Raw genomic sequence first — 22,261 nt, 5'->3', positions numbered from 1 at the left:
TCTGAATATTCTATCGTATGGTAAGGGGAAATTGTTATGTTGATGCGAATGGTTAAGTGGTGTGGGATTACTTGTTTACAACTAGTAGCTGCAATTTTATGTATAATCTGCCTAGGAGCGCTACCACGTTTATTTAAGGGATTACAAATTGATTTAATCGGTTTTTGGAATACGATTGTATTTCTTGGAGGGAAGTTACTTCAACCGGGTGAAATTACATATGGATTTCGGGATTCAAGAAAATTATTTCCGCAAATATGGATTCATTATATTGAAACGATGATTGTATTTCTTTCAGCTTTTTTACTCTCTTTGCTTATAGCGTATATACTTGTCATTTGGGTATTACAGCGTTCTCATATGAAACAGAAAATGTGGAACGGGATTTTTCTTACGCTTGAGAGTATACCAGATATATTACTTATTTTATTATCGCAACTTCTTGTCGTAATTATGTTTCAAAAAACAGGAGTTATGCCGATCAAACTGGCTGGATTAGGGGAAGAAAGGATACGTTTGTTACCAATTATATGTCTTACAATACCAACAACATTATTGTTTATTAAACTGTTGTTATTACGGTTTAAAGAAGAATTAGAGAAAGATTATAGTTTATTTGCTAAAAGTAAAGGGCTTAGTTTAAGACATATTTTAACACATCATATTTCAAGAAATGTTTTGTTAACAACGATCTATTATGCAAAAACAAATATTTTATTTATGTTATCAAATTTATATATTATTGAATGGATATTTAATACGTACGGTATGTTTGTTTTTGTAAAAGAAAATTCGAAATTAGAAATATTTACAGTGAGTCTAGTAATATTATACGTACCGCTTTTTATACTGTTTCGTTTATTACATACGTTCTTACAAAATGTTATAAAGGAGCGTGTGTAACATGTGGCAAGTTGTAAAAAGAGATGTGAGATTTTGGATAGGTATTACTTTTTTGAGTGTACTAATGATTGTTAGTATTGGATATACGTTGTTTTTTGATGGGAATATTCGTGAACTTACGATGATGTATAACGAAAAAGGGGAACTAGAGGCAGCTCCATTTGCACCATCAAGTAAATTTTGGTTTGGAAGTGATGTGAAAGGTCGTGACCTTGTTCAATTAATAATAGAAGGTGCAAAATGGACAGTTGGTGCAAGTATAATTATAGCGATTTTACGAGTTATAGTTGGAGGGGGAATTGGTTTACTTCTTGGTATGTATGGTAAACGCTCTTTTCCAGTTATTTCATCCTTTTTTGATCCTTTTAGTATTGTACCGATGGTTATGATTTCTTATTTTATGTTAAATGAAGTATTAACGTTTGATAGTGGAGCAGAAGTTGTGCCGTTATATTTGCGTGCGGCATTTCAAATTATAGTTCTTGTATGTCTCGCTGTACCAACAGTGATGTTGTATGTAGCGCAAGAAGTAAAACGTATTAAGAAAGAAGAATTTATGTTGGCAGCCACTGTGCTCGGCGGTAGTAAGTGGCAGAGGTTGAAGCGCCATATATGGCCTCATATGTTACCACCATTTCTTTTATTAGTAGCACAACAATTTGTAAGTACGTTATTACTTCTTTTACATCTTGGTTTGTTACAATTATTTTTTGGCGGAACAATAACCTTCAGTGGAATGGATCCAGATAGTGTAACAAAAGAATGGACTGGCCTAATTGGTCAAAACTTCCGCCATTTAACTACACATACATGGATTGTACTTATACCGATTGCTTTTTATAGTATGACAATTCTCGCAGGAAATCTAGTTAGTAATAGTATGCAAGATGCGATTAAGTTAGGAAATACGAGAAGGCCAGAGCGGAAAGGTAGAGAAGTGCAAGCAGAGAAACAAGTACAACCAACTACGAATGACTTTTCTTTTTATAGAGAGATACAAAAATAAAAAGATAGCTGAAAGCAACTTGTTTTCAGCTATCTTTTTCTGTTTATAGTGGTGGTAAATCAATCTTACCTTCTTCAAATAATTCTTTTATCATATGCTTCGTATAACCAGCAGCTTGACCAAATGTGATTTTTGCTGGCATTGGTGCTTCGTTAGCATCTACAACTACATCGATAATACATGGTTTGTTTTGTTTTACTGCGTTTTCAAAAGCTGGGAGTAATTCATCTATATGTTCAACGCGGTATCCGATACCTCCACACGCCTCTGCATATTTTGCAAAATCAGGGTTCGTTAAGTCTGTTTCGAATTCGATATTACCCATGACTTCTTGCTCGAATTTAATCATCGCAATTTTATTATTGTTTAATACGACGACAACAATTGGTAGTTTATATTTAACAGCTGTTACGAATTCGTTCATTGTCATTCCAAAACCACCGTCACCACAAACTGCAAATACTTGTTTATCCGGGAATACAATTTTTCCAGCAAGAGCACCAGGTAAACCGCAACCAAGTGTTGCGAGCCAGCTAGAAATGATAAATTGTTGATTTGTCATACGGAAGTGCCTTGCTGTCCATACTGTTACATTTCCGACATCGACTGATAGAATTGCGTCATCATGTGCTACTTGCTGCAGAGCATGCATAACGCGTTGTGGTTTAATTGGAATGGAAGAGTCTTCTTCTTGATCGTGTAATTTTTCTTCCCACTTTTTCATCATGTCTTGGTAATGTTCTAAGAAGGAATGGTCTGTGTGTTCTTCAACATTTTCAATTAACCATCGTAAAGTTTTTTCAGCATCACCAGCTAAACCAATATCTGTCGCATAACGTTTCCCAATTTGGGCAGGATCTGTATCGATATGAATTGTCTTAGCTTTTTCAGGTAAGAAACCGGTGAACGGATAAGAAGTACCAACCATAATTAAAGTATCTGCATGCTTCATTGCTTCATAAGAAGGTTTCGTTCCGATTAATCCTAATCCACCAATACAAAGAGGGTGTTCATCTGGAATAACGCCTTTAGCTGGTAATGTAAGTACGATTGGAGCACCAATATGTTCTGCAAATGCAAGTAAAGATTCTCTCGCATGTTTTGCTCCTTTACCAGCTAAAATAACAGGTTTTGTCGCTGCATTTATTGCGAGTTTTGCTGCATCTAAATCTTCTTTTTGTGGAAACAACTCAGGCAAAGTAAAAGAAGTATTTGTAATACGAGCACCATTTTTTACTTCGAATTTCGGGACATCATCTGGAATTGTAAGAACGGATACACCTTTTTTCGTATAAGCCATTCGAATTGCTTGATTCACTACGGCAGGTAGTTGCTCTGCTGACATAATACGCTGGTTATAAACCGCGACATCATCAAACATTCTTTCTAAATTTACTTCTTGGAAAAAATCCGTTCCGAGTAAATCGGTTTCTACTTGACCTGAAATTGCTAGAACAGGGGCTTTATCGAGTTTCGCATCATATAAACCATTTAATAAATGAATAGCACCAGGTCCTGCAATTGCCATACAAACGCCAAGTTTTCCTGTTAATTTCGCATAGGCAGCCGCTGCTAATGCACCAGCTTCTTCGTGGCGAACTTGAATGAATTTAATTTTATCTTGTTTTTTTCTTAAAGCTTCAATGATAGAATTGATGGAATCTCCAGGCATACCGTATATGTGTTCTACGCCCCAGTCAATTAATAAATCAACTAATGCTTCACCGGCTGTTTTTCCAAACATAATTGTTCCTCCTTATAATTAGGTAGATACTATTATGTTTTGGAGAAAAAGGAAAAATATACAAATGATAATATTATTATCTTTAATGATGACCAGCGAATAGTGTAAATACTGTTATTAGTAAAAATCCACTAGATGCCCATGTTAAAAATGAAAGGAAAGAGAGCTGCTTCTTTGCTTTCCAAAGCATTTCATGAATTGTGACATAGCCAAGTGAACCGATAGCACTTCCCATAATGAGTCCTTGTAAATGAAGCGCTTTTCCTTCCATTAAAATGCCAAAAACTGTACCGGTACCGAGAATAAGAGATAGTAATAAAGTTGTTAATAAAAAGGAAATATATTTATGTTTTGTAAATAGAAAGGGGATAATTAATGCTAAGCCTTCAGGAATATGGTGAACGACGATTGCTATTAAAAAAGGTATGGCAGAGTCAGCATGATTAATAAAAGCAGTACCTAAAGCAAATCCACTCGGCAAATTATGAATAAATATAGCGAAAGAGAGAAAAAGGAAAGTTTGCCATGCTTGTTGATCTTTTGTATGTATCATTGGATGGTGACAATAGTTATCTAATAAGCTCATAATTAAAATACCGATAGCCATACCAAGTATAGGTCCAATCATTTCATAACTTGAAAATGTTTCAGGAATAATTTCAAGTAGTAAGAGTCCAAGTAAAATTCCGCCACATAATGCATATAAACGATGCATTTTTTCTTCAATTAGCTGGCGCGTAGCAATGCCAACAGCACCGCCTAATAATAAGCCACCAAATGAAAAAAATGTAACTATCATAGGAATCCATAATCGTTCCATCGTATCACACTCCGATTCTTCCACCTTATTTTTAGCTTACGAAAAGGAAAGTTAGATTAGTCCAAGTAATTGTGTTTGATTATAGAGAAAAAACTAATAATTCGTTATAATTTATATATTAAATTTAAGTGTAAATATGAAATGAGGAATAATTTTGCAAACAAAATGGAGTTTATCTGAATACGAAAATCCAAAACGATATGATATAGAAAATAAAAGTTTATCAGATTTTCCGTTTTTACTATCATGGGCACAAAAACTACATATACAAAATGAATGGATTCTAGATCTTGCCTGTGGTACAGGAAGGGTTACAATTCCATTTATAGAAAATGGATATCAAATGATTGGTGTAGATATACATGAAGGCATGCTTGCTGAAGCAAAGACAAAAACTACGGATTGTAAGAAGGTAAAATGGTTACAACAAGACTGCTTACAATTGAACATTGAAGATACCGTTTCGCTAGCATTTATGGTGGGGCATGGATTCCAGCATTTCCTTACAAATATTCATCAAAATCAATTATTAACATCTATTCATCATGTGTTAGCTGAGAATGGTATATTCATATTCGATACACGTTTCCCTTCAAAAGAAGAATTAATACAACCATCTATAGAAGAATATTGGACAACTGTTAATGATGAAAAGGGAAGAAAATGTGATTTATATACTGAAATGACATACGATTCAATTCAACAAATACAGCACTACATAACAACAAGAAGGTTTTATGAGGGGGATACTCTAGTAGAGGAAATAAAAACAACGATAGATCTTCGTTATACGTACCCGCAGGAGTTAGAAAGATTATTAGTAGCGAATGGTTTTGAATTATTACATATATATAATGATTGGGAAGGCAATGAGTTGGGAGAAGATTGCTATTCTATGGTAGTAGTCTGCCGGAAGAAAAAATAGTATTATTTTAAAAATATGAATGTGAAAAGCCTTTAAGGAGAGGAAAAATGACTTGGTACTTAGATAATGTTTATGAATTAAATAAAGAAGCGCCCTATACATTCTACCTTCCTAGCTCAGAAGTTTTGGAGAAATTAAAGGTTGGGGATTTGGTAAAGCTAATTTTTGTATCTAAAAATGAGGAAGAAGATGGATTTAATGGTGAAAGAATGTGGGTTGAAATCATTGAAAGAAATGAGAAGAAGTTTGTAGGGGAACTGAGCAATGAACCATATCGCTTAGATTTAAAAATAGGTGATAAAATTTCATTTGGGATTGAAAATATATGTGATACGGAATATGACGATCCATCTTCAAAAGATTGGGATTTTTATTTTGATACGAAGGTAATTGTTAGTAATGATGTACTTGAAAAAAGAGAATTTAACTTTATGCTTAAAGAGGATTCAAGAGAAAAAGGTGACTCTGGTTGGTCAATACTGAGTGGTTATGAAAGTGATGACTATGTCAATAATCCTAAAAACTTTCAAATTATTTCAATTGGAGTCATTTTGAATATAGATGATTCTATTTTAAAATTTCTTGAGGAACCACCTTTATGTGCATATGAAAGAAATGATGAAGGTAGATTCTATAAAATTGAAGACTACGATTGGGATGCATATTTAAATGGATAGAAAAAGTTATTACGTTTTAAAGAAAGCAATATAATTTCACCCTATGTGCTTGATAAAGGTTCTACAGATAATAATTCAAGAGAGTAATAGTAAATGGAGGAACAAATGATGCAACAAATTAAAAAAATAGGAAACTCATTTTGGTATATGACACCAGTTTCTGAAACAGATAGACCTATATTAGGAATGGTCATTGGAAAAGAAAAAACGTTAATGATCGATGCAGGGAATTCAGAGGAACATGCACAATTATTTTTAGAAATGTTAAAAGAAAAAAATGTATCGAATCCTGATTTTGTAGCACTAACGCATTGGCATTGGGATCATATTTTTGGATTATCTGTATTACAGAATGCATTAACTATTTCACACGCTGAAACGAAAAAAGAAATGCAGGCAATAGTATCTTATGAATGGACAGATGAAGCGTTGGACGCACGCGTAAAAGAGGGTACGGAAATTGCATTTTGTGCGGATTGCATCAAAAAAGAGTTTGAAGAAAAAGCGAGAAATATTAAAATTATTCTTCCAACCTTAACGTTCCAGGATCAAATTGAATTAGACCTTGGTGAGGTGACCTGCGTGTTAAAACATGTGGGCGGAGATCATGCACATGATTCAGTTGTTATGTACATAAAAGAAGAAAAGATATTGTTTTTAGGAGACTGTATATATGCAGATATTTTTTCTTCGAAGTGGAACTATACGACGAAAAGAACGTTTGCATTAATAGATGAATTAGAAAAATTTGATGCTGAGACATATATTCTCTCTCATGGGGAAGCGATAAATCGAGAGGAGTTTTTACAAGAGATTCGTATGTTAAAAACAGTAGGAACTTATACTGAAATACATAAAGGCGATGAAGGGAAGATAAAGGAAGCGTATAAACGAGACATAGATAGAGAATTAAATGAAGATGAATTAGAAACAATAACGTTTTTTGTAAATGGTTATGAAATGAATAATCAATAAGACACGACATGAATCCAATATAATTAAATTGCACAAAAAGAGTATTGAAATTTAATTCAATACTCTTTTCAATACTTAAATATGTAGTTTCAACCAAATTCTAAATGGGGAATCATTGTCTGGAGGGGTGTCATTCTATGTGTTTTTCGTATAGATAGTGGTTCAAGTAGAAGCCTTCCTTGCTAATTCAGTTATATATTTGAAAAATCCATTGTGGTTTACATCATATACTACATTTACAGGTCGCCCACCATCAAATTCCACTGTACGCCCCTGGCTTGGTCCGTATGTATGAACGATACTATTAATCGTTTGAGTTTTTGCGAGGTTAGTGTTTCCGACAAGCGCAGTTGTTAGTACATCCCACAAGTAGTAAGTAGAGTTCGTTGAAAAGTGAACGAGGGGAGGAACCATCGCATAGCATTGGCCAAGGAAGTCTACACCAATATAATTTCGTTCTTTTGCCCAACGTTCACGTATGTCTATAGTTAATGGAACTTGGTTTGTACTTTCTAGTGTCACTAAGTCGATTTCAATTTTTGATTCCCATACACGAGCCACTGCTTCAGGGTCCCAAAATGAATTCCACTCAGCTGTTCCGTCATGCTCTGGTTCATGTACATTGCCTGCGGTAAGAAATGTACCACCCATCCAAACGAGACGTTCAATTTTATCTTCGACTATGGGAGCTTCATATAATGCACGAGCAAGGTCAGTTAGGGGTCCCGTAAATAATAAAGTTGTTTTTCCTTCCGTTTGTAGAAGCGTTTCTATTAAGTGATGATGTGCAGACTTTGCTGCTACAGGTGTTATAACTTTTCCAGCCTCATTTAAAATTGGTAAAGCATCTACATAAAATGCATGCATCCGCCAGTCTTTTGGAAATGGATTTTTCGCACGGGAATTTGATGCGGCTACTTCAATATATTCTTTGCTGAAGCGATCAATAATTTTGCGACTTGCAGATATTGCTGGTTCCAAATAGCAATCAGCAGGGATAACTGAAACACCTGTAAGTTTGACATTATCCATCTGAAGTAATAAAAATAGTGAAATTAAATCATCTACACCACCATCATGATTGAAGTACACTTTTTTCATCATTGTAATCTCCATCCTATTTGATTTAGTTAGAAATTAAACATGCATTGAGGAAAAGTCATCAATAATTTCGACTACTTCAATTTCGCCATTAATGAGTAGCTCAGGGAGTTCGTTATTCACATTTCCTTTCCAATATTCTCTAGCTTGTTCCATTTTTTGAGAAAAAGGAATAGCATCTTCTTTCGGTAAAAGATTCCCGTCACCTTCAAAAGAACTTCCGATTACTCGTAGTTTAACAATCTGCAAAACTTCTCGATTGTAAGAATCAAATAATGCTTTCCATTTTAAAGCATCTTCATAGCTTTTAGCAGCATATAAACAAGACAATCTTGATGGATAATCAGGATATTCTTGCAGCCTAACCATTTCCACAATCGTTTCTCTAATGGCTCTAATTGTTTGATCCATGTAATTCATAACGACTGTAGCATTTTCATTCTTTATATGTAATTCTTCATTTGTATAATGTTCTTTTAAAATTTGTATAGAATCTTTACCATTAGAATTTAAATGTTTTCTTTCAAAAAAGAAGTGGAATAGCGTATTAGTTTGATTTTTATTAAATTGAATGCTTTGTCCAATCTTCATTTTTTTCCTTGTTACGATATGATATACGAAAAATCCTTGTTCATTCATGGTTCTCCTCCTAGTAGTAATGTTTCAATTTAGTAATTCAACATTGAAATATATAAAACCTTTATAAGTAAAAGTGAGAATTTGAGTTGAAAGCAAAGAAAATATATGAAAACGTTTTAAATTTGTTCACAAAATGTTCACTTACGAAGAGGTTTCCAATATCGATATAATGACAAAGACTCAAAGAGAAAGGATGATGAATTTTGCCAACAACAAGAAAGGAAAACCTCCAATTTGGTATGATGATGTGCCTTGGGATGGTTATCGTAATGACGTTTTACAATTTACTAACGAATGGATCAGGAGGGCCAATTCATATTAAGGAGATCGCATTAGAACTACTAATTGGATTTATTATTGCGCTATTAATTGAAATATGTATCGTTGGACCTTGTGCGAAAAAAATTGTATTCATGTTACCGTTTGATAAATCGAAGAAAATAAATATTATAGTTGCGATGGCGACAGCAATGGTAATCGGAATGGTGTTCTTTATGTCATTTTTCGGAATGACTATGATGCATTTACATGGTGGGCTACAAGGGGATTCATTTGTTTCAATATATTTTACAATTTTTATTAAAAATTTCATTATGGCTTATCCATTACAATTAATTATTATGGGGCCACTTGTGCGTTTCTTATTTGCAAAGTTTATTTTGAAGAATAAAGCTGTAAAAGTAGCGTAAATAAATTTGTATTATCTAATTATAAAAATTATATAATGTTAAATGTGGTCTATTGAAAGATTGTAGCATGCATAATGAAGATAATCTAAATCATACGTTTAGTTAGGTGAAAACATTATGAAAATTAAGAAGGTATTATGAGTCAAAAAAATATAAGTAGAGCTATGTGTGAAAAAGAGATTTTAAAGTAAAACAGTGACATATAAAAAGAGGGGTGCAAATGCAACCCTCTTTTTACATTCTATAAGCTTTACCGTGTCAAAGAATATGGTATATGTAAGAGTCTTGATAGGTTTATTGCTTGGATTGAACCAACTTAAAAAAGGATTGTACGTTTTGTGGGCTTGAAAAATTATCAAAGACAATAAAATCGTCTCCATGGTTCATGGTTATTTTTTTGATAAAGGGAATTGCAGACATCTCTAATACAACCCCATCCGTATGACTGAAATCTTCTATTTCAGTATATTTGAATTCCCATTTTAGTCCTTTTCCAAACATAGCATCAGAACAGAACAATAATCTTTTATTTGTAGCAGCTAAAATGCCAGATCTACTGATATAACCAAAATTTATTACGCAGTAGAGTGTAGAAAGAATATCTTCTTCACTGTTTAAGTGTTCTTTTATTGTTCCTAGATTCGCCTTCATGAGCAGGCCCCCTTATTATTGTAAGTAAAGTGTTGTTAAATTTATTTTATCATATATTAACATTTTGAAATTTGTATTATTGAATTTTAGTTGAGGGATGAAAAGGGAAAGAGAATTCTTTTTAGTTTCTAGTACAATAAAGTAAGGAGAATATGAATAGAAATTAAAATATTACTAAATATACGTAACTAATGAATACAATGTCTTTTTCAGTTATTAAGTTGTAAATCATTTTATGATAAAATCTTTTACATAATTTAATAAAGGGGTAGTATTCAATGGGTTATTTCTCAAATGGTTTATTAGTTTTGTTTGTGCTAATCGTATGCAGTTGTATATTTTTTGGTTGATAATATAATGAGAGTCTTACATAAAAGAAGTTATCTCAAGTGAGATAACTTCTTTTTATTTTATGTTGAGAAGGAATTCTATCTTTCTTATTGAAGTTTGTTCTAGTTATTTTCACGTCAATCGCAATTTTCATAAGGGGAATTTTATGAAACATTAACAAACTATAGAATAGGGAGTATTTACATGAAAAATAGTATACACTACACAAGTGAACATCCTACAAAATTTAATGAATTATTAGCTTTATATGAATCTTTAGGATGGAATTCTCTTAAATTAACAGTGAATGAATTAGAACAAATGTGTAAACAAAGTTGGTATGCAATATACGCATTTAAAGAGCAACAATTAATTGGTATGGGGCGTGTTATATCAGATGGTGTAATAACAGGTGTTATTTGCGGTGTATGTGTAATGCCGGAGTATCAGTATATTGGTATTGGAAAAGACATAGTGAAACGATTAATCCATCACTGCGAACAAAATAAGGTTATTCCGCAACTTATGTGTGTGGAAAAATTGCAATCTTATTATGAATCTATAGGGTTTGAAGCATTCTCTATTGGGATGACAAAACATATTATGAGATAGCGGTGCTTTATATTTTCAGTTTACTCGTACATATTTTCAAACTTCAGTTATAAAGGAGAATTGCTGTATGGAGATTGCTAAAGGGGTAGAAATGTTACAACTTAAATTTCAAGAATTTATCATTCACCCAATTCTTTTATGGAATGATGAAATGGCAGTTTTAATAGATACTGGTTTTCCTGGACAATTCGAAGATATACAAGTAGAGATGGAGAGAGTTGGGGTATCTGTTGATAAGCTAAAAGTTGTGATTTTGACACACCAGGATATAGATCATATAGGTAGCCTTCCTGATGTATTTGAGAATGGTGTAAGCGATATTAAAGTATATGCGCACGAGTTAGATAAGCCATATATTGAGGGAGATTTACCTTTATTGAAAGATGTACATGTAGAGAATCCACCAAAAGGAAAAGTGAGTGACACTGTGATTGACGGGCAAGAACTTCCGTATTGCGGTGGAATACGAATTCTCCATACTCCAGGGCATACTCCGGGGCATATTAGTTTATATTTGAAACGAAGCAAAATTCTTGTCGCTGGAGACTCGATGTATAGTGTGAATGGAGTGTTAGGAGGAGTTCATGCTCCAACAACTTTAAATATTATGGAAGCATGGCAGTCTTTGAAGAAGTATTTAAATCTAGATATTGAATCTGTAGTTTGTTACCACGGGGGATTAAGTAAGGGGAATATAAAGATTCAACTTCAAAATTTGTAAAAGTCGAAGATAATAATTTTTTAATAATGGATGCTAAAGTGTAGTCTAATTGTTGGTATATAAATAAAACACTTAAATGATAAAAAAGCATGTTTGAAGAAATACAAGCATGCTTTTTTATTAAAGGAAACCCATGTAATTTTAACGTCCTAATCCGTTCCAATAAAAAGAAACGATTTCTTGTGCTAATTCATCTATATTTGTAAGAATAGGATTGTCATTTTCATCTTTAAAATTCCCAATTGATAATAAAGATACGAATGCATGAGCGGCAAATTTAGGGTTTCCTTTTTGGATTTCTCCAAATTGCATCGCTTTAGCGAGTGCTTTTTCTAACACTTCATACATGCTATCTTCAGCTTTTTTTAATTCCTTCAATTGTTCTTCAGATAACGACAGTTTTGCATCTTTCATAAAGTTTTTCATATCGATATCCATTGTGGCATGTAAGTAAACTTTAGCAAAGTTTAATAATCTCTCTTCTAAAGTATTGTTTGTAGAGAGTATTTGCGACATATTCTCACGTATACGTACCATCATTTGAATCATAGTAGCGGTAAATAAATCTGCTTTTGTTGAATAGTAATAGTAGACGGTTGCTTTCGTAACACCACAAACTTTTGCTACTTCCTCCATAGAAACGACTTGATAATTTTGAGTAAGAAATAACCGAGTTGCAACTTCTAAAATGGTTGCTTTTGTAGATTTTGTATTTTTATTTTGACGAGGCCTTCCAAGAGGGCGTTGTTTTTGTTCCAAATCCATTCGCTCCTGACATGTATTGTTTAGATAATTATAACATAATTTTTATTCATTCTTGATTAATTAACCGACCAGTATATATAATTAATAGTGGAGGAAAAAAGGAAGGTGGTTTTTTTTATGAAAAAGCACCCGTTACATATGTTAGGGAGGCTTGTAGCAGGTAAAAATACGCAATGGATCACTTTATCGGTATGGATTCTTATTACATTATTACTTTCATTTACGTTACCACAAGTAAATAGTACGAAAGAACCGAACCCGAAAAATTTACCCGAAACAGCTATGTCGCAGCAAGCGGAAGCACTTATGAAAAAAGAGTTTCCGAATAATGCGGGGAATCCGTTGTTAGTAGTATGGTATAGAGATGGTGGATTACAGTCACAAGATTATAAACTCATACAAGACGTTTATAAAGAGTTAAAAGCTAGTCCTTTAAAGGAACAATCAACGTTACCACCATTTGATACAATCCCGGAACAAGTATTATCAAAAAGTGCTTCAAAAGACGGTACATCATTTGTTACACCGGTATTTTTTAACAAGTCGGCTGGAACAGATATATTAAAAGGAAATCTTGAAGATTTAAGAAACATAGTGAATAGTAAAGTCGATGAAGATCCATTCAAACGAAAAATTAGTGACGCTGGTTTACATGTTCGATTATCTGGACCTGTAGGCATTCAAACGGATGCAGTTAGCTTATTTAGTCAAGCAGATGTGAAATTGTTAGTTGCTACTGTATTACTTGTATTGGTTTTATTAATCTTATTGTACCGCTCACCAATATTAGCGATTTTACCTTTACTTGTTGTTGGCTTTGCATACGGTATTATTAGTCCTACACTTGGTTTTTTAGCTGATTACGGATGGATTAAAGTCGATGCCCAAGCGATATCAATCATGACAGTGCTATTGTTTGGTGCTGGAACGGACTATTGCTTATTTTTAATTTCGAGATATCGGGAGTACTTGTTAGAAGAAGAAAGCAAATATAAGGCGCTGCAACTTGCAATTAAAGCTTCTGGTGGTGCAATAATAATGAGTGCGTTAACTGTTGTACTTGGATTAGGAACATTATTGCTTGCTCATTATGGTGCCTTCCATCGATTTGCAGTACCATTTAGTGTTGCTGTATTTATTATGGGAATCGCTGCTTTAACAATTTTACCAGCGTTATTATTAATTTTCGGTAGAGCTGCATTCTTCCCGTTTGTACCGAGAACAACTTCGATGAATGAGGAATTAGCAAGAAGGAAAAAGAAAGTAGTAAAAGTTAAAAAATCAAAAGGTGCCTTTAGTAAAAAACTTGGAGATGTAGTAGTACGAAGACCGTGGACAATCATTATGCTTACTGTATTTGTACTAGGTGGATTGGCTTCATTTGTACCACGTATTCAATACACATATGACCTATTAGAATCATTTCCAAAGGATATGCCTTCACGCGAAGGGTTTACGTTAATTAGTGATCATTTTTCAGCTGGTGAACTAGCGCCAGCAAAAGTTGTTGTTGATACGAAAGGAAAAGAGCTTCCTATTAAACAAGAACTAGAAAAATTCTCTTTCGTAAAAACAGTGAAAGAACCAAAAGAGGGGAAAGAAAATAAGCAAATTAAAATGTATGAGGTTTCTTTAGCTGAAAATCCATACTCAATTGAAGCATTAGATCAAATCCCTAAATTGAAAACTCGTGTAGAAAAAGTATTAAAAGATGCTGGGGTTAGTAATGCAGAAGATCGACTATGGATTGGCGGAGAAACGGCTTCATTATATGATACAAAGCAAATTACAGAACGTGATGAAGCGGTTATTATTCCAGTAATGATTAGTATTATAGCTTTATTATTACTTGTTTACTTACGATCAATTGTCGCGATGATTTATTTAATTGTAACTGTTGTTTTATCATTTTTCTCTGCATTAGGAGCAGGATGGATATTACTTCACTTCGGTATGGGAGCACCAGCCATTCAAGGCGCAATACCGTTATATGCATTCGTATTTTTAGTTGCTTTAGGTGAAGATTATAATATCTTTATGGTTTCAGAAATATGGAAAAACAGAAAGACACAAAATCATTTGGATGCAGTAAAAAATGGCGTTATACAAACCGGTAGTGTCATTACATCTGCAGGTTTAATTTTAGCTGGAACTTTTGCTGTATTAGGAACACTTCCAATTCAAGTGCTCGTTCAATTTGGTATTGTAACAGCAATTGGTGTATTACTAGATACGTTTATTGTAAGACCACTACTTGTACCGGCAATCACAGTCGTTTTAGGTCGCTTTGCTTTTTGGCCAGGAAAACTTTCAAGGAAGAGTGAAGAGATACAAAAAGTGGATGCGTAGTTGAAAAAGCCAAGGATATTTTCCTTGGCTTTTTTCAATGTAATTAATTTTTTGAAGTCAAATCATCAGATGCAGCATGATCAGCATCTTCAATATCGGTTTCTGGCATTCCATATAAGCCGTTCATTGCCTGTTCTTCGATAGTAAGATTGGCAGTATTATTATTTTGAATAGGTGTAGCGTTTTCGATAACATTTTCTTTTTTATTTATATTTTTGTTATTCATGTATGAATCCTCCAAATTTTATTTGATTTATTTATAGTATGTGGATGGATTTCCAGAAATATGTGAATTGATTCTTATAGATGTAATATAATTAAATAAACAATTAGGGTGAAATGTAAACTGTTAGGAGTGAACAATTATGGTGAAAGCAAGGAAATTAGCCTCCTAAAATAAAAAGAAAATTTTAGGAGGCTATTAAAATGAAGTTTCATGTAATTGATAGAGAAAATTGGAATAGAGAGCAGTATTTTGAGCATTATTTAAAGTTGAAATGTACATTTAGTATGACTGTTAATGTTGATATCACGATGTTATTAGAGGAAGTATATCAAAAGGGAGTAAAATTTTATCCCGTTTTTATATATTTAATTTCTAAAGTAGTAAATAATCATAAAGAATTTCGAACATCTTTTAATGATGAAGGAGCTTTAGGCTATTGGGAGGAAATGATCCCGAGTTATACAATCTTTCATAAAGATGATAAGTCTTTTTCAAGTATATGGACGGATTATTCAAGTGATTTCCGCACTTTCTATAAAAATTATGAAGACGATATGAGATACTATGCTAGTGTCCATGGTCTTTTCACGAAAGAAAATACTCCGCCTAATGTATTTCCGATTTCTAGCATACCTTGGACTAGTTTTACTGGATTTAATCTTAATATTAGTAATGATGCTGATTATCTATTACCTATTATAACTTGTGGGAAATATTTTAATGAAAAAAATAAAGTTATGCTACCAGTTTCATTGCAAGTACATCATTCGGTTTGTGATGGATATCATGCAAGTCGATTTATAGAGGATTTACAGGAGTTAAGTAATAGTTGTAACGAGTGGCTGAAATAAAAACTAATTTTAAATTATATACAAGTGAAAATAAATAATAGAAGAGATCATGTTTATATTGCATGGTCTCTTTTTTATTCATCTAAAGAACAGTGGAAAATATAGGTTGATTTGTAGTTTAATAATAAGTAGAGTGATTAATTTTAATTTTCTTTATTTTATAACTGTATTGTTTACAAAAATATTATCTTGTAATAATAAAGGGGAAAACAAAAATGGCAATAATATCTATAGAAAAAGCTACAATTTTAGATGCTGAAAAATTAACAGAAATAATGACAAGAACATTTGATGAAGAAGCAGAACGATGGTTATGTGGTCAAGGTGATGTTATTGACTATAACATCCAACCACCAGGGTATTCTTCAGTAGAAATGATGAGATATTCAATCGAAGAATTGGATTCTTATAAAGTAATAATGGATGAAAAAATAATCGGGGGAATTATAGTTACAATCTCAGGTAAGTCATATGGCCGGATTGATCGTATTTTTGTAGAGCCTGTTTATCAAGGGAAAGGAATTGGATCAAATGTTATTAAATTAATAGAAGCGGAATATCCAAGCATAAGGATTTGGGATCTCGAAACATCGAGTAGACAAATTAATAATCACCATTTTTATAAAAAGATGGGTTACCAAACAATTTTTGAATCAGAAGATGAGTATTGTTACGTGAAAAGAATAGGGACGAGCTCAAACAAAGAAAGTGTATTTAAAAATGAAGACATGAAAAATAGCCAATACGAAAACTGCAACTTGGAAAATACAGAGTATTATCAAGTAAATTTAAAAAATAGTTCATTTGTTGGCAGCAATATAAGGAATATGAATATGAGCAATTGTAATGTAAGTCAATCCAAGTTTAGAAATATTAATTTTAGAAGTTCTTCATATGCAGATTTAAATCTTTCTGGCAGTAAATTTAGTTTGGTGATTTTAGGTGGAGTTCAATTTAAAGATACAAGTCTTGGAGAAAATAAATATCCTATTTCATTTAATAGATGTGATTTAGAAGGGAGTACGATAAGTAGTAGTAATCTAAAAAATATGGAAATAGAAAATTGTGATATAGCCGGTATGAAAGTAAATGGTATTCCAATGGAAAAGCTGCTTGCGTTATATAATAAAGTAAAAAGTTAACCGGTTAATGTAGATAAGTTTGTTCGTAAAGCTAATATTATGCCGAAATAATTATATAAAAATAACATAAAGAAATAAAGGAGAGAAGGGGTTTCATGCGGGAGGCTAGAATGGAATATATGTATTGTTAAGAATATGGAGGGAAGAAAATATGACGATCAAAGTAAGAGCAGTAGAAATACAAGATGCCAGAGCGATTCACCGTATATGCATACAAGATGACGTTTTACCTTATATGATTTTCTTACCTAGCATGCGTGTAGATGCGATGGAAAATAGAATTCGAAATTTAGCACCAAATCAATTTGAATTTGTCGCAGAGTATGATGGGGAAGTTGTAGGATTTGTTGGGTTAACCCAAAGTCCTGGACGTAGATCTCATTCGGGTGATTTGTTTATCGGGGTAGATAGTGAATATCATAATAAAGGCATTGGAAAAGCTCTTCTTACAAAAATGCTTGATTTGGCTGATAATTGGTTAATGTTAGAGAGAGTAGAACTAGGTGTTTTAGAAACGAATCCTAAAGCGAAAACTCTATATGAAAAATTCGGATTTGTAGAAGAGGGAGTAAAGATAGGAAATTTGAAAGCTCACGGAAAGTTTATTAATGAAATTATGATGAGTCGTTTTAGACCTGATGGTTTAATTGTACATAATGGATAGTGAAAGCATGACAGTATAATGTCATGCTTTTTTATTAGAATTTGGTTGTAATAAAAATAATGCAAGACCAATAAAAATAACTGTAATGCCTAGTCCTTGTTGTAAAGAAATAGTCTCATTTAATATAAAGTACGCTAGTATACAAGTCCCAATTGTTTCTCCTAAAATGCTCATGGAGATTACAGTAGCACTCATCCATTTTAATAACCAATTAAAAATCGTTTGCCCTAAAATCGTAGCAATAAACGCCAAACCAATAAAGCATAGCCAAGTTTGTGTAGAGTAATGGATAAGAGATTCGTGTTTCATATAAGCAAATATACCAAGAAAACAGGCGCTACTTCCATAACTAATGAGCGAATACGGTATAAGTGACAAATCTTTACGAACATATTGGCTAATGAAAAAGTATGCGGTAATAATTCCTGCCGCAATAAATGCTAAAATATCTCCGTATAAGGCTTCCACGCTAATTTGGAAATCTTGCCAGCCAATGATGATACTTCCTGAAATAGCAATGAGACAACCGATAATCGCGCCTCTCGTAAACCTTTCCTTGAATAAAAAATAACCACCAATCATTGAGAATAAAGGTTGTAACGTTACGATAACAGTAGAGCTTGCTACAGAAGTATATTGTAACGATTCAAACCATAGTACATAATGTGCAGCTAAAAATAGCCCAGAAATGAATCCGAATCCCCATTGTCTTCTTGTTATTGTTTTTAGTTCGTTTCGATTGTTTCGATTAAAAAGTAATAATGGCAACAGAATTAATGCAGCGAAAAATAATCGATAAAAAGCAATGATAGTTGCAGGAGCATCTGCCAATTTTACAAAAATCGCTGAAGTTGATAAGGCGAATACACCGAAAAATAAGATGCAATATGAAAGAATAGGTGATTTCAAAGTTTGTCCCTCCGATAGATTGTCTATTATAATGAACTAAATACGATAAAATGTACAAAGGTAAGTATATAAGTCTCGGAGACGATAGAAAAGGATTATTTGCCTTTGTTTAGTAAGTCAACACAAAAGCGATGAAATATATATTATGATGGACGAAGGAAGGATTTACTATGATACATGATAGGCTTGGACAAACTGTATTAAGTTATCGTAAGAAAAATAAGATGACAATTCGCGAATTTGCGGATTATGCAGGAATTAGTACTTCATTAATTAGTCAAATTGAACGAGGACATGCGAATCCCTCGTTAAGTGTATTGGAATTAATAGCGAAAGCGTTAAATGTACCGCTATTTACACTATTTATTAATGAGATTGATACAGATTCACTCATTTCTAAGAAGAAAGATAGAAAGAAAGTATATCGAGAAAATAGCGATCACATAGTTTACGATGTATTAACACCAGATTTTATGAAAGCGCGTATTGAAATGTTAATGATGGACCTAAATAAACAAGCAAATACAACGGAAAATCACTATTCACATGAAGATAAAGAAGAAATTGCTGTTGTTATGAAAGGAGAAGTTTATGTGGAGTTAGAAGGCAAAGAGTACTTCTTAGAAGAAGGAGATGTTGTACGTATCCCGCCAAATGTGAAACATCGTTTTTTGAATAAGAGTGATGAATCCAATCATATTTTATTTGTATTGACGCCATCTTTAGGATGAGTATAAAGTGATTTTTTTACGGGGGATAGAAAGATGGAAAATAAAACTGTTTTAAAAGGTGGCTTGTCAATTGATTGGGATTTTGGACATGTTTTTAAATTCTCATATAGTTACTTTGATCATATTAGGAGGGCTCCAAAATATAAAGATATAACTTTAGAGAAATTCCGATTTGTTATGAATACGTAATGAAGCCTAATGGTCTGTATTAAGGTACAAAAATATAAATTTATTTGTTGTTAGTATATTATTTTAAAATATGTAAGATTTTACATGAGTATTTTACTTTTACTAATTATGTAAATAGGCTATACTAAAATACATACATTTTAGTATTGGAGAGAGAAGTAAAACGACATGGAATTAGTGAAATTGGAAAAAATAATTGAAATAAAGAAAGAAGAACTTTTATATTTAGTATCAGATTACGGAATTCAACATGAAAAAGTATTGGCATTAAGTCAAGAAATAGACAAACTGATTAATTACTTTATGTTTTTAAAATAGGAAGAACTATGACATGATGTGAAAATGTTATAGTTCTTTTTTATTTGGAAATTCAGATGTATATTCTATATACTAATAATAGATGGAATATTCTGTTTTAGAGGAGGCGGATACATGATATTACATACGTACATTTCAGGAGAAGGGGAACCAATCGTACTTTTACATTCTGGTGGTATGACAGGTTTAGTAGAATATGAAGAGCAGGTAGCATTTTTTCGAGAACAAAATTATCAAGTCATTCGCCCTGATTTAAGAGGGCATGGAAAATCAGGGGGGACATTGGAGAATTATTTCCTACGTTCTGCAAAGGATTTATATGATACGTTAGAGCATCTATAAATTGATAGATGTCATATAGCGGGTGTTTCACTAGGGGGATTAATCGCTTTATTATTTGCAAAAAAGTATCCAGAGAAAGTGAGAACATTAACTTTTTCAGGAATCTTTCCGGTTAAGAGGGATAATTGGGAAGAGTCTCTGGAGTATGAAGCGAAGTGTCACGAGCAATTGATGAAAAATGAAGAAGTTATAACGTATATGAATCAAATTCATGAAAAAAGTGATTGGAAAGCATTGCTTGAATCGTGGCAAGTTAAAGATTGATATCCTTTCGATGAAACTGGTGATGTAGCGAATCTTCAAATACCTACACTCTGTATTGCTGGGGGAGATTCAGAAGATGAAGTTACAGCTGTTACAACGTTCAAACAATTAAACGGAAATATTCATATTGCCGTTATTCCGTTTGCCGGTCATTTAGTACATAATGATCAACCAAAAATTTATTCGGATATATTGTCTAATTTCTTACAGAATGCGCAAGTTGCTAGTCGAATATAAGGACTTTTGGGTATAATAATAAAGGAATTATTAATTGTATCGGTTAGGAGCGCAATACATATGAAAACAGTTGTTGTCATCGGTGGAGGTATAACGGGACTTTCTACTATGTTTTATTTAGAAAAATTAAAAAAGGATTATAATATAGATTTAAATTTAATCCTTGTAGAAAAAGAAGAGTACTTAGGTGGGAAAATCCATAGTGTAGAAGAAAAGGATTTTATTATGGAATCCGGAGCAGATTCTATCGTTGCTCGTAATGAACATGTCATGCCGCTTATAAAAGATTTAAATTTAGAAGAAGAAATGGTATATAATGAAACGGGTATTTCTTACATATATTCTGATAATATTTTACATCCAATTCCTTCTGACACTATATTTGGGATACCGATGAGTGCCCGATCGTTGTTTAGCAGTACGCTAGTATCAACGAAGGGGAAAATTGTTGCTTTAAAAGATTTCATAACGAAAAATAAAGAGTTTACAAAAGATACTTCTCTTGCTGTATTTTTAGAAAGCTTTTTAGGAAAAGAGTTAGTAGAAAGACAAATTGCTCCGGTGCTTTCAGGTGTATATTCTGGTAAATTGAATGAGCTTACTATGGCGTCTACACTACCGTATTTACTGGATTATAAAAATAAATATGGAAGTATTATTAAAGGTTTTGAAGAGAATAAAAAGCAGTTTCAATCAGCAGGAAACAAAAAGTTCGTATCATTTAAAGGTGGATTATCTACGATTATTGATCGTTTAGAAGAAGTGCTGACTGAGACGGTTGTTAAGAAGGGTGTTGTAACGACAGCTGTAAGTAAACAAGGTAATCGCTATGAAGTCTCCTTTGCAAATCACGAATCAATCCAAGCTGATTATGTTGTTTTAGCGACTCCGCATGATATCGCAGAAAGTTTATTACAGTCTAATGAGTTAAACGAGCAGTTTCATACATTTAAAAATTCATCACTTATAAGTATTTACTTAGGATTTGACATACTAGATGAACAATTACCAGCGGACGGCACAGGATTTATCGTAACAGAAAACAGTGATTTACATTGTGATGCTTGTACATGGACAAGCCGGAAGTGGAAACATACATCTGGAAACCAAAAGCTATTAGTGAGAATGTTTTATAAGAGTACGAATCCGGTATATGAAACGATTAAAAATTATAATGAAGAAGAACTAGTACGAGTCGCTTTATATGATATTGAAAAGAGTCTCGGAATTAAAGGTGAACCAGAAGTAGTTGAAGTGACAAAATGGAAAGATTTAATGCCGAAATATCATTTAGAACATAATCAAGCAGTTCAAACATTACAAGAAAAAATGACGGATCTATATCCTAATGTATACTTAGCAGGTGCCTCATATTACGGTGTCGGTATTGGTGCGTGTATTGGAAATGGAAAGAACACTGCAAATAAGATAATTGCAACATTAAATGAACCGACAAATTAATATAGCATACATATATAAAT

General features: G+C 32.8%; 24 protein-coding genes and 1 pseudogene. 17 read left to right on the top strand and 8 right to left on the bottom strand.

The genetic code is table 11. The annotated features are described in order from the left end of the window. Positions 1–36 precede the first annotated feature (36 nt). A complete protein-coding gene (locus QCI47_RS15860) occupies positions 37–903 on the top strand; it encodes an ABC transporter permease subunit (RefSeq protein ID WP_000929038.1) in 867 nt (288 codons plus the stop codon). Between the two features lies 1 nt (position 904). Beyond that, positions 905–1,909 carry an ABC transporter permease subunit gene (locus QCI47_RS15855; protein ID WP_309422736.1) on the top strand — a complete coding sequence of 335 codons (1,005 nt, stop codon included), beginning with the start codon at positions 905–907 and terminating at the stop codon, positions 1,907–1,909. Positions 1,910–1,952: 43 nt separating this feature from the next. Here the strand turns inward: QCI47_RS15855 and QCI47_RS15850 are convergent, their stop codons facing one another. Beyond that, a complete protein-coding gene (locus tag QCI47_RS15850) occupies positions 1,953–3,653 on the bottom strand; it encodes a pyruvate oxidase (RefSeq protein ID WP_309422735.1) in 1,701 nt (566 codons plus the stop codon). An 82-nt stretch (positions 3,654–3,735) separates the two neighbouring features. Further along, positions 3,736–4,473 carry a ZIP family metal transporter gene (locus QCI47_RS15845; RefSeq protein WP_000440593.1) on the bottom strand — a complete coding sequence of 246 codons (738 nt, stop codon included), beginning with the start codon at positions 4,471–4,473 and terminating at the stop codon, positions 3,736–3,738. 154 nt (positions 4,474–4,627) lie between these two features. Between QCI47_RS15845 and QCI47_RS15840 the strand changes: the two genes are divergently transcribed. The 3 genes from QCI47_RS15840 to QCI47_RS15830 all read left to right on the top strand — a co-directional run bounded on the left by QCI47_RS15840 (position 4,628) and on the right by QCI47_RS15830 (position 7,050). Continuing rightward, positions 4,628–5,398 carry a class I SAM-dependent methyltransferase gene (locus QCI47_RS15840; protein ID WP_309422734.1) on the top strand — a complete coding sequence of 257 codons (771 nt, stop codon included), beginning with the start codon at positions 4,628–4,630 and terminating at the stop codon, positions 5,396–5,398. A 47-nt stretch (positions 5,399–5,445) separates the two neighbouring features. After that, positions 5,446–6,075: an immunity protein Imm33 domain-containing protein gene (locus tag QCI47_RS15835; protein WP_000220342.1), complete on the top strand. Its 630-nt coding sequence runs from the start codon at positions 5,446–5,448 to the stop codon at positions 6,073–6,075. Positions 6,076–6,183: 108 nt separating this feature from the next. After that, positions 6,184–7,050 (top strand): MBL fold metallo-hydrolase, encoded by an 867-nt coding sequence (locus QCI47_RS15830; RefSeq protein WP_001184077.1) that lies wholly within the window; start codon positions 6,184–6,186, stop codon positions 7,048–7,050. 162 nt (positions 7,051–7,212) lie between these two features. Here the strand turns inward: QCI47_RS15830 and QCI47_RS15825 are convergent, their stop codons facing one another. After that, a complete protein-coding gene (locus tag QCI47_RS15825) occupies positions 7,213–8,154 on the bottom strand; it encodes a nucleoside hydrolase (RefSeq protein WP_061130756.1) in 942 nt (313 codons plus the stop codon). Between the two features lie 33 nt (positions 8,155–8,187). Continuing rightward, entirely contained in the window at positions 8,188–8,790 is a 603-nt protein-coding gene (locus tag QCI47_RS15820; protein WP_001005240.1) for a DUF2441 domain-containing protein, read from the bottom strand. Positions 8,791–8,993: 203 nt separating this feature from the next. Here QCI47_RS15820 and QCI47_RS15815 point away from each other — a divergent pair, with 203 nt between their 5' ends. Beyond that, positions 8,994–9,479: a DUF2798 domain-containing protein gene (locus QCI47_RS15815; protein ID WP_001143424.1), complete on the top strand. Its 486-nt coding sequence runs from the start codon at positions 8,994–8,996 to the stop codon at positions 9,477–9,479. Between the two features lie 294 nt (positions 9,480–9,773). Here QCI47_RS15815 and QCI47_RS15810 read toward each other — a convergent pair whose 3' ends face one another. Then, entirely contained in the window at positions 9,774–10,130 is a 357-nt protein-coding gene (locus tag QCI47_RS15810; RefSeq protein ID WP_000646618.1) for a PH domain-containing protein, read from the bottom strand. Positions 10,131–10,664: 534 nt separating this feature from the next. Between QCI47_RS15810 and QCI47_RS15805 the strand changes: the two genes are divergently transcribed. Both QCI47_RS15805 and QCI47_RS15800 read left to right on the top strand, forming a co-directional pair. Continuing rightward, the gene (locus QCI47_RS15805; protein ID WP_000797950.1) at positions 10,665–11,072 is read left to right on the top strand and encodes a GNAT family N-acetyltransferase; all 408 of its coding nucleotides are present in this window, start codon (positions 10,665–10,667) and stop codon (positions 11,070–11,072) included. A gap of 67 nt (positions 11,073–11,139) precedes the next feature. Beyond that, on the top strand, positions 11,140–11,793 hold the full coding sequence (locus tag QCI47_RS15800; RefSeq protein ID WP_071742215.1) for an MBL fold metallo-hydrolase: 654 nt from the start codon (positions 11,140–11,142) through the stop codon (positions 11,791–11,793). A gap of 141 nt (positions 11,794–11,934) precedes the next feature. Here QCI47_RS15800 and QCI47_RS15795 read toward each other — a convergent pair whose 3' ends face one another. Further along, complete coding sequence (locus QCI47_RS15795; protein WP_000435998.1) at positions 11,935–12,552, bottom strand: TetR/AcrR family transcriptional regulator; 618 nt, start codon at positions 12,550–12,552, stop codon at positions 11,935–11,937. A 123-nt stretch (positions 12,553–12,675) separates the two neighbouring features. Here QCI47_RS15795 and QCI47_RS15790 point away from each other — a divergent pair, with 123 nt between their 5' ends. Then, positions 12,676–14,907, top strand: a complete 2,232-nt coding sequence (locus QCI47_RS15790; protein WP_076873682.1) for an MMPL family transporter — start codon at positions 12,676–12,678, stop codon at positions 14,905–14,907. 43 nt (positions 14,908–14,950) lie between these two features. Here QCI47_RS15790 and QCI47_RS15785 read toward each other — a convergent pair whose 3' ends face one another. After that, positions 14,951–15,133: a DUF4021 family protein gene (locus QCI47_RS15785; RefSeq protein ID WP_001060594.1), complete on the bottom strand. Its 183-nt coding sequence runs from the start codon at positions 15,131–15,133 to the stop codon at positions 14,951–14,953. A 200-nt stretch (positions 15,134–15,333) separates the two neighbouring features. Here QCI47_RS15785 and catA point away from each other — a divergent pair, with 200 nt between their 5' ends. The 3 genes from catA to QCI47_RS15770 all read left to right on the top strand — a co-directional run bounded on the left by catA (position 15,334) and on the right by QCI47_RS15770 (position 17,790). After that, positions 15,334–15,984, top strand: a complete 651-nt coding sequence (catA, locus tag QCI47_RS15780) for a type A chloramphenicol O-acetyltransferase (protein ID WP_000668566.1) — start codon at positions 15,334–15,336, stop codon at positions 15,982–15,984. 215 nt (positions 15,985–16,199) lie between these two features. Continuing rightward, positions 16,200–17,126 (top strand): GNAT family N-acetyltransferase, encoded by a 927-nt coding sequence (locus QCI47_RS15775; RefSeq protein ID WP_000974857.1) that lies wholly within the window; start codon positions 16,200–16,202, stop codon positions 17,124–17,126. 151 nt (positions 17,127–17,277) lie between these two features. Continuing rightward, positions 17,278–17,790: a GNAT family N-acetyltransferase gene (locus QCI47_RS15770; RefSeq protein ID WP_000153560.1), complete on the top strand. Its 513-nt coding sequence runs from the start codon at positions 17,278–17,280 to the stop codon at positions 17,788–17,790. Positions 17,791–17,811: 21 nt separating this feature from the next. On the opposite strand, the gene QCI47_RS15765 is transcribed toward QCI47_RS15770, so the two are convergent. After that, positions 17,812–18,699, bottom strand: coding sequence for a DMT family transporter (locus QCI47_RS15765; RefSeq protein WP_000841792.1), 888 nt, complete (start codon positions 18,697–18,699; stop codon positions 17,812–17,814). A 170-nt stretch (positions 18,700–18,869) separates the two neighbouring features. Between QCI47_RS15765 and QCI47_RS15760 the strand changes: the two genes are divergently transcribed. The 5 genes and pseudogenes from QCI47_RS15760 to QCI47_RS15740 all read left to right on the top strand — a co-directional run bounded on the left by QCI47_RS15760 (position 18,870) and on the right by QCI47_RS15740 (position 22,241). Further along, on the top strand, positions 18,870–19,430 hold the full coding sequence (locus QCI47_RS15760; protein WP_000581024.1) for a helix-turn-helix domain-containing protein: 561 nt from the start codon (positions 18,870–18,872) through the stop codon (positions 19,428–19,430). Between the two features lie 33 nt (positions 19,431–19,463). After that, the gene (locus QCI47_RS15755; RefSeq protein WP_000428945.1) at positions 19,464–19,619 is read left to right on the top strand and encodes a hypothetical protein; all 156 of its coding nucleotides are present in this window, start codon (positions 19,464–19,466) and stop codon (positions 19,617–19,619) included. Positions 19,620–19,787: 168 nt separating this feature from the next. Then, on the top strand, positions 19,788–19,937 hold the full coding sequence (locus QCI47_RS15750) for an aspartyl-phosphate phosphatase Spo0E family protein (protein WP_071725005.1): 150 nt from the start codon (positions 19,788–19,790) through the stop codon (positions 19,935–19,937). A 114-nt stretch (positions 19,938–20,051) separates the two neighbouring features. Further along, positions 20,052–20,780, top strand: a pseudogene (locus QCI47_RS15745) (alpha/beta fold hydrolase). Between the two features lie 60 nt (positions 20,781–20,840). Then, a complete protein-coding gene (locus QCI47_RS15740; RefSeq protein ID WP_000860368.1) occupies positions 20,841–22,241 on the top strand; it encodes a protoporphyrinogen oxidase in 1,401 nt (466 codons plus the stop codon). The last annotated feature ends 20 nt before the right edge of the window (positions 22,242–22,261 follow it).

The sequence above is a fragment of the Bacillus cereus group sp. RP29 genome (assembly GCF_040459765.1).
Classification (GTDB): domain Bacteria; phylum Bacillota; class Bacilli; order Bacillales; family Bacillaceae_G; genus Bacillus_A; species Bacillus_A paranthracis.
This window is presented reverse-complemented; position numbering and strand designations above follow the sequence as displayed.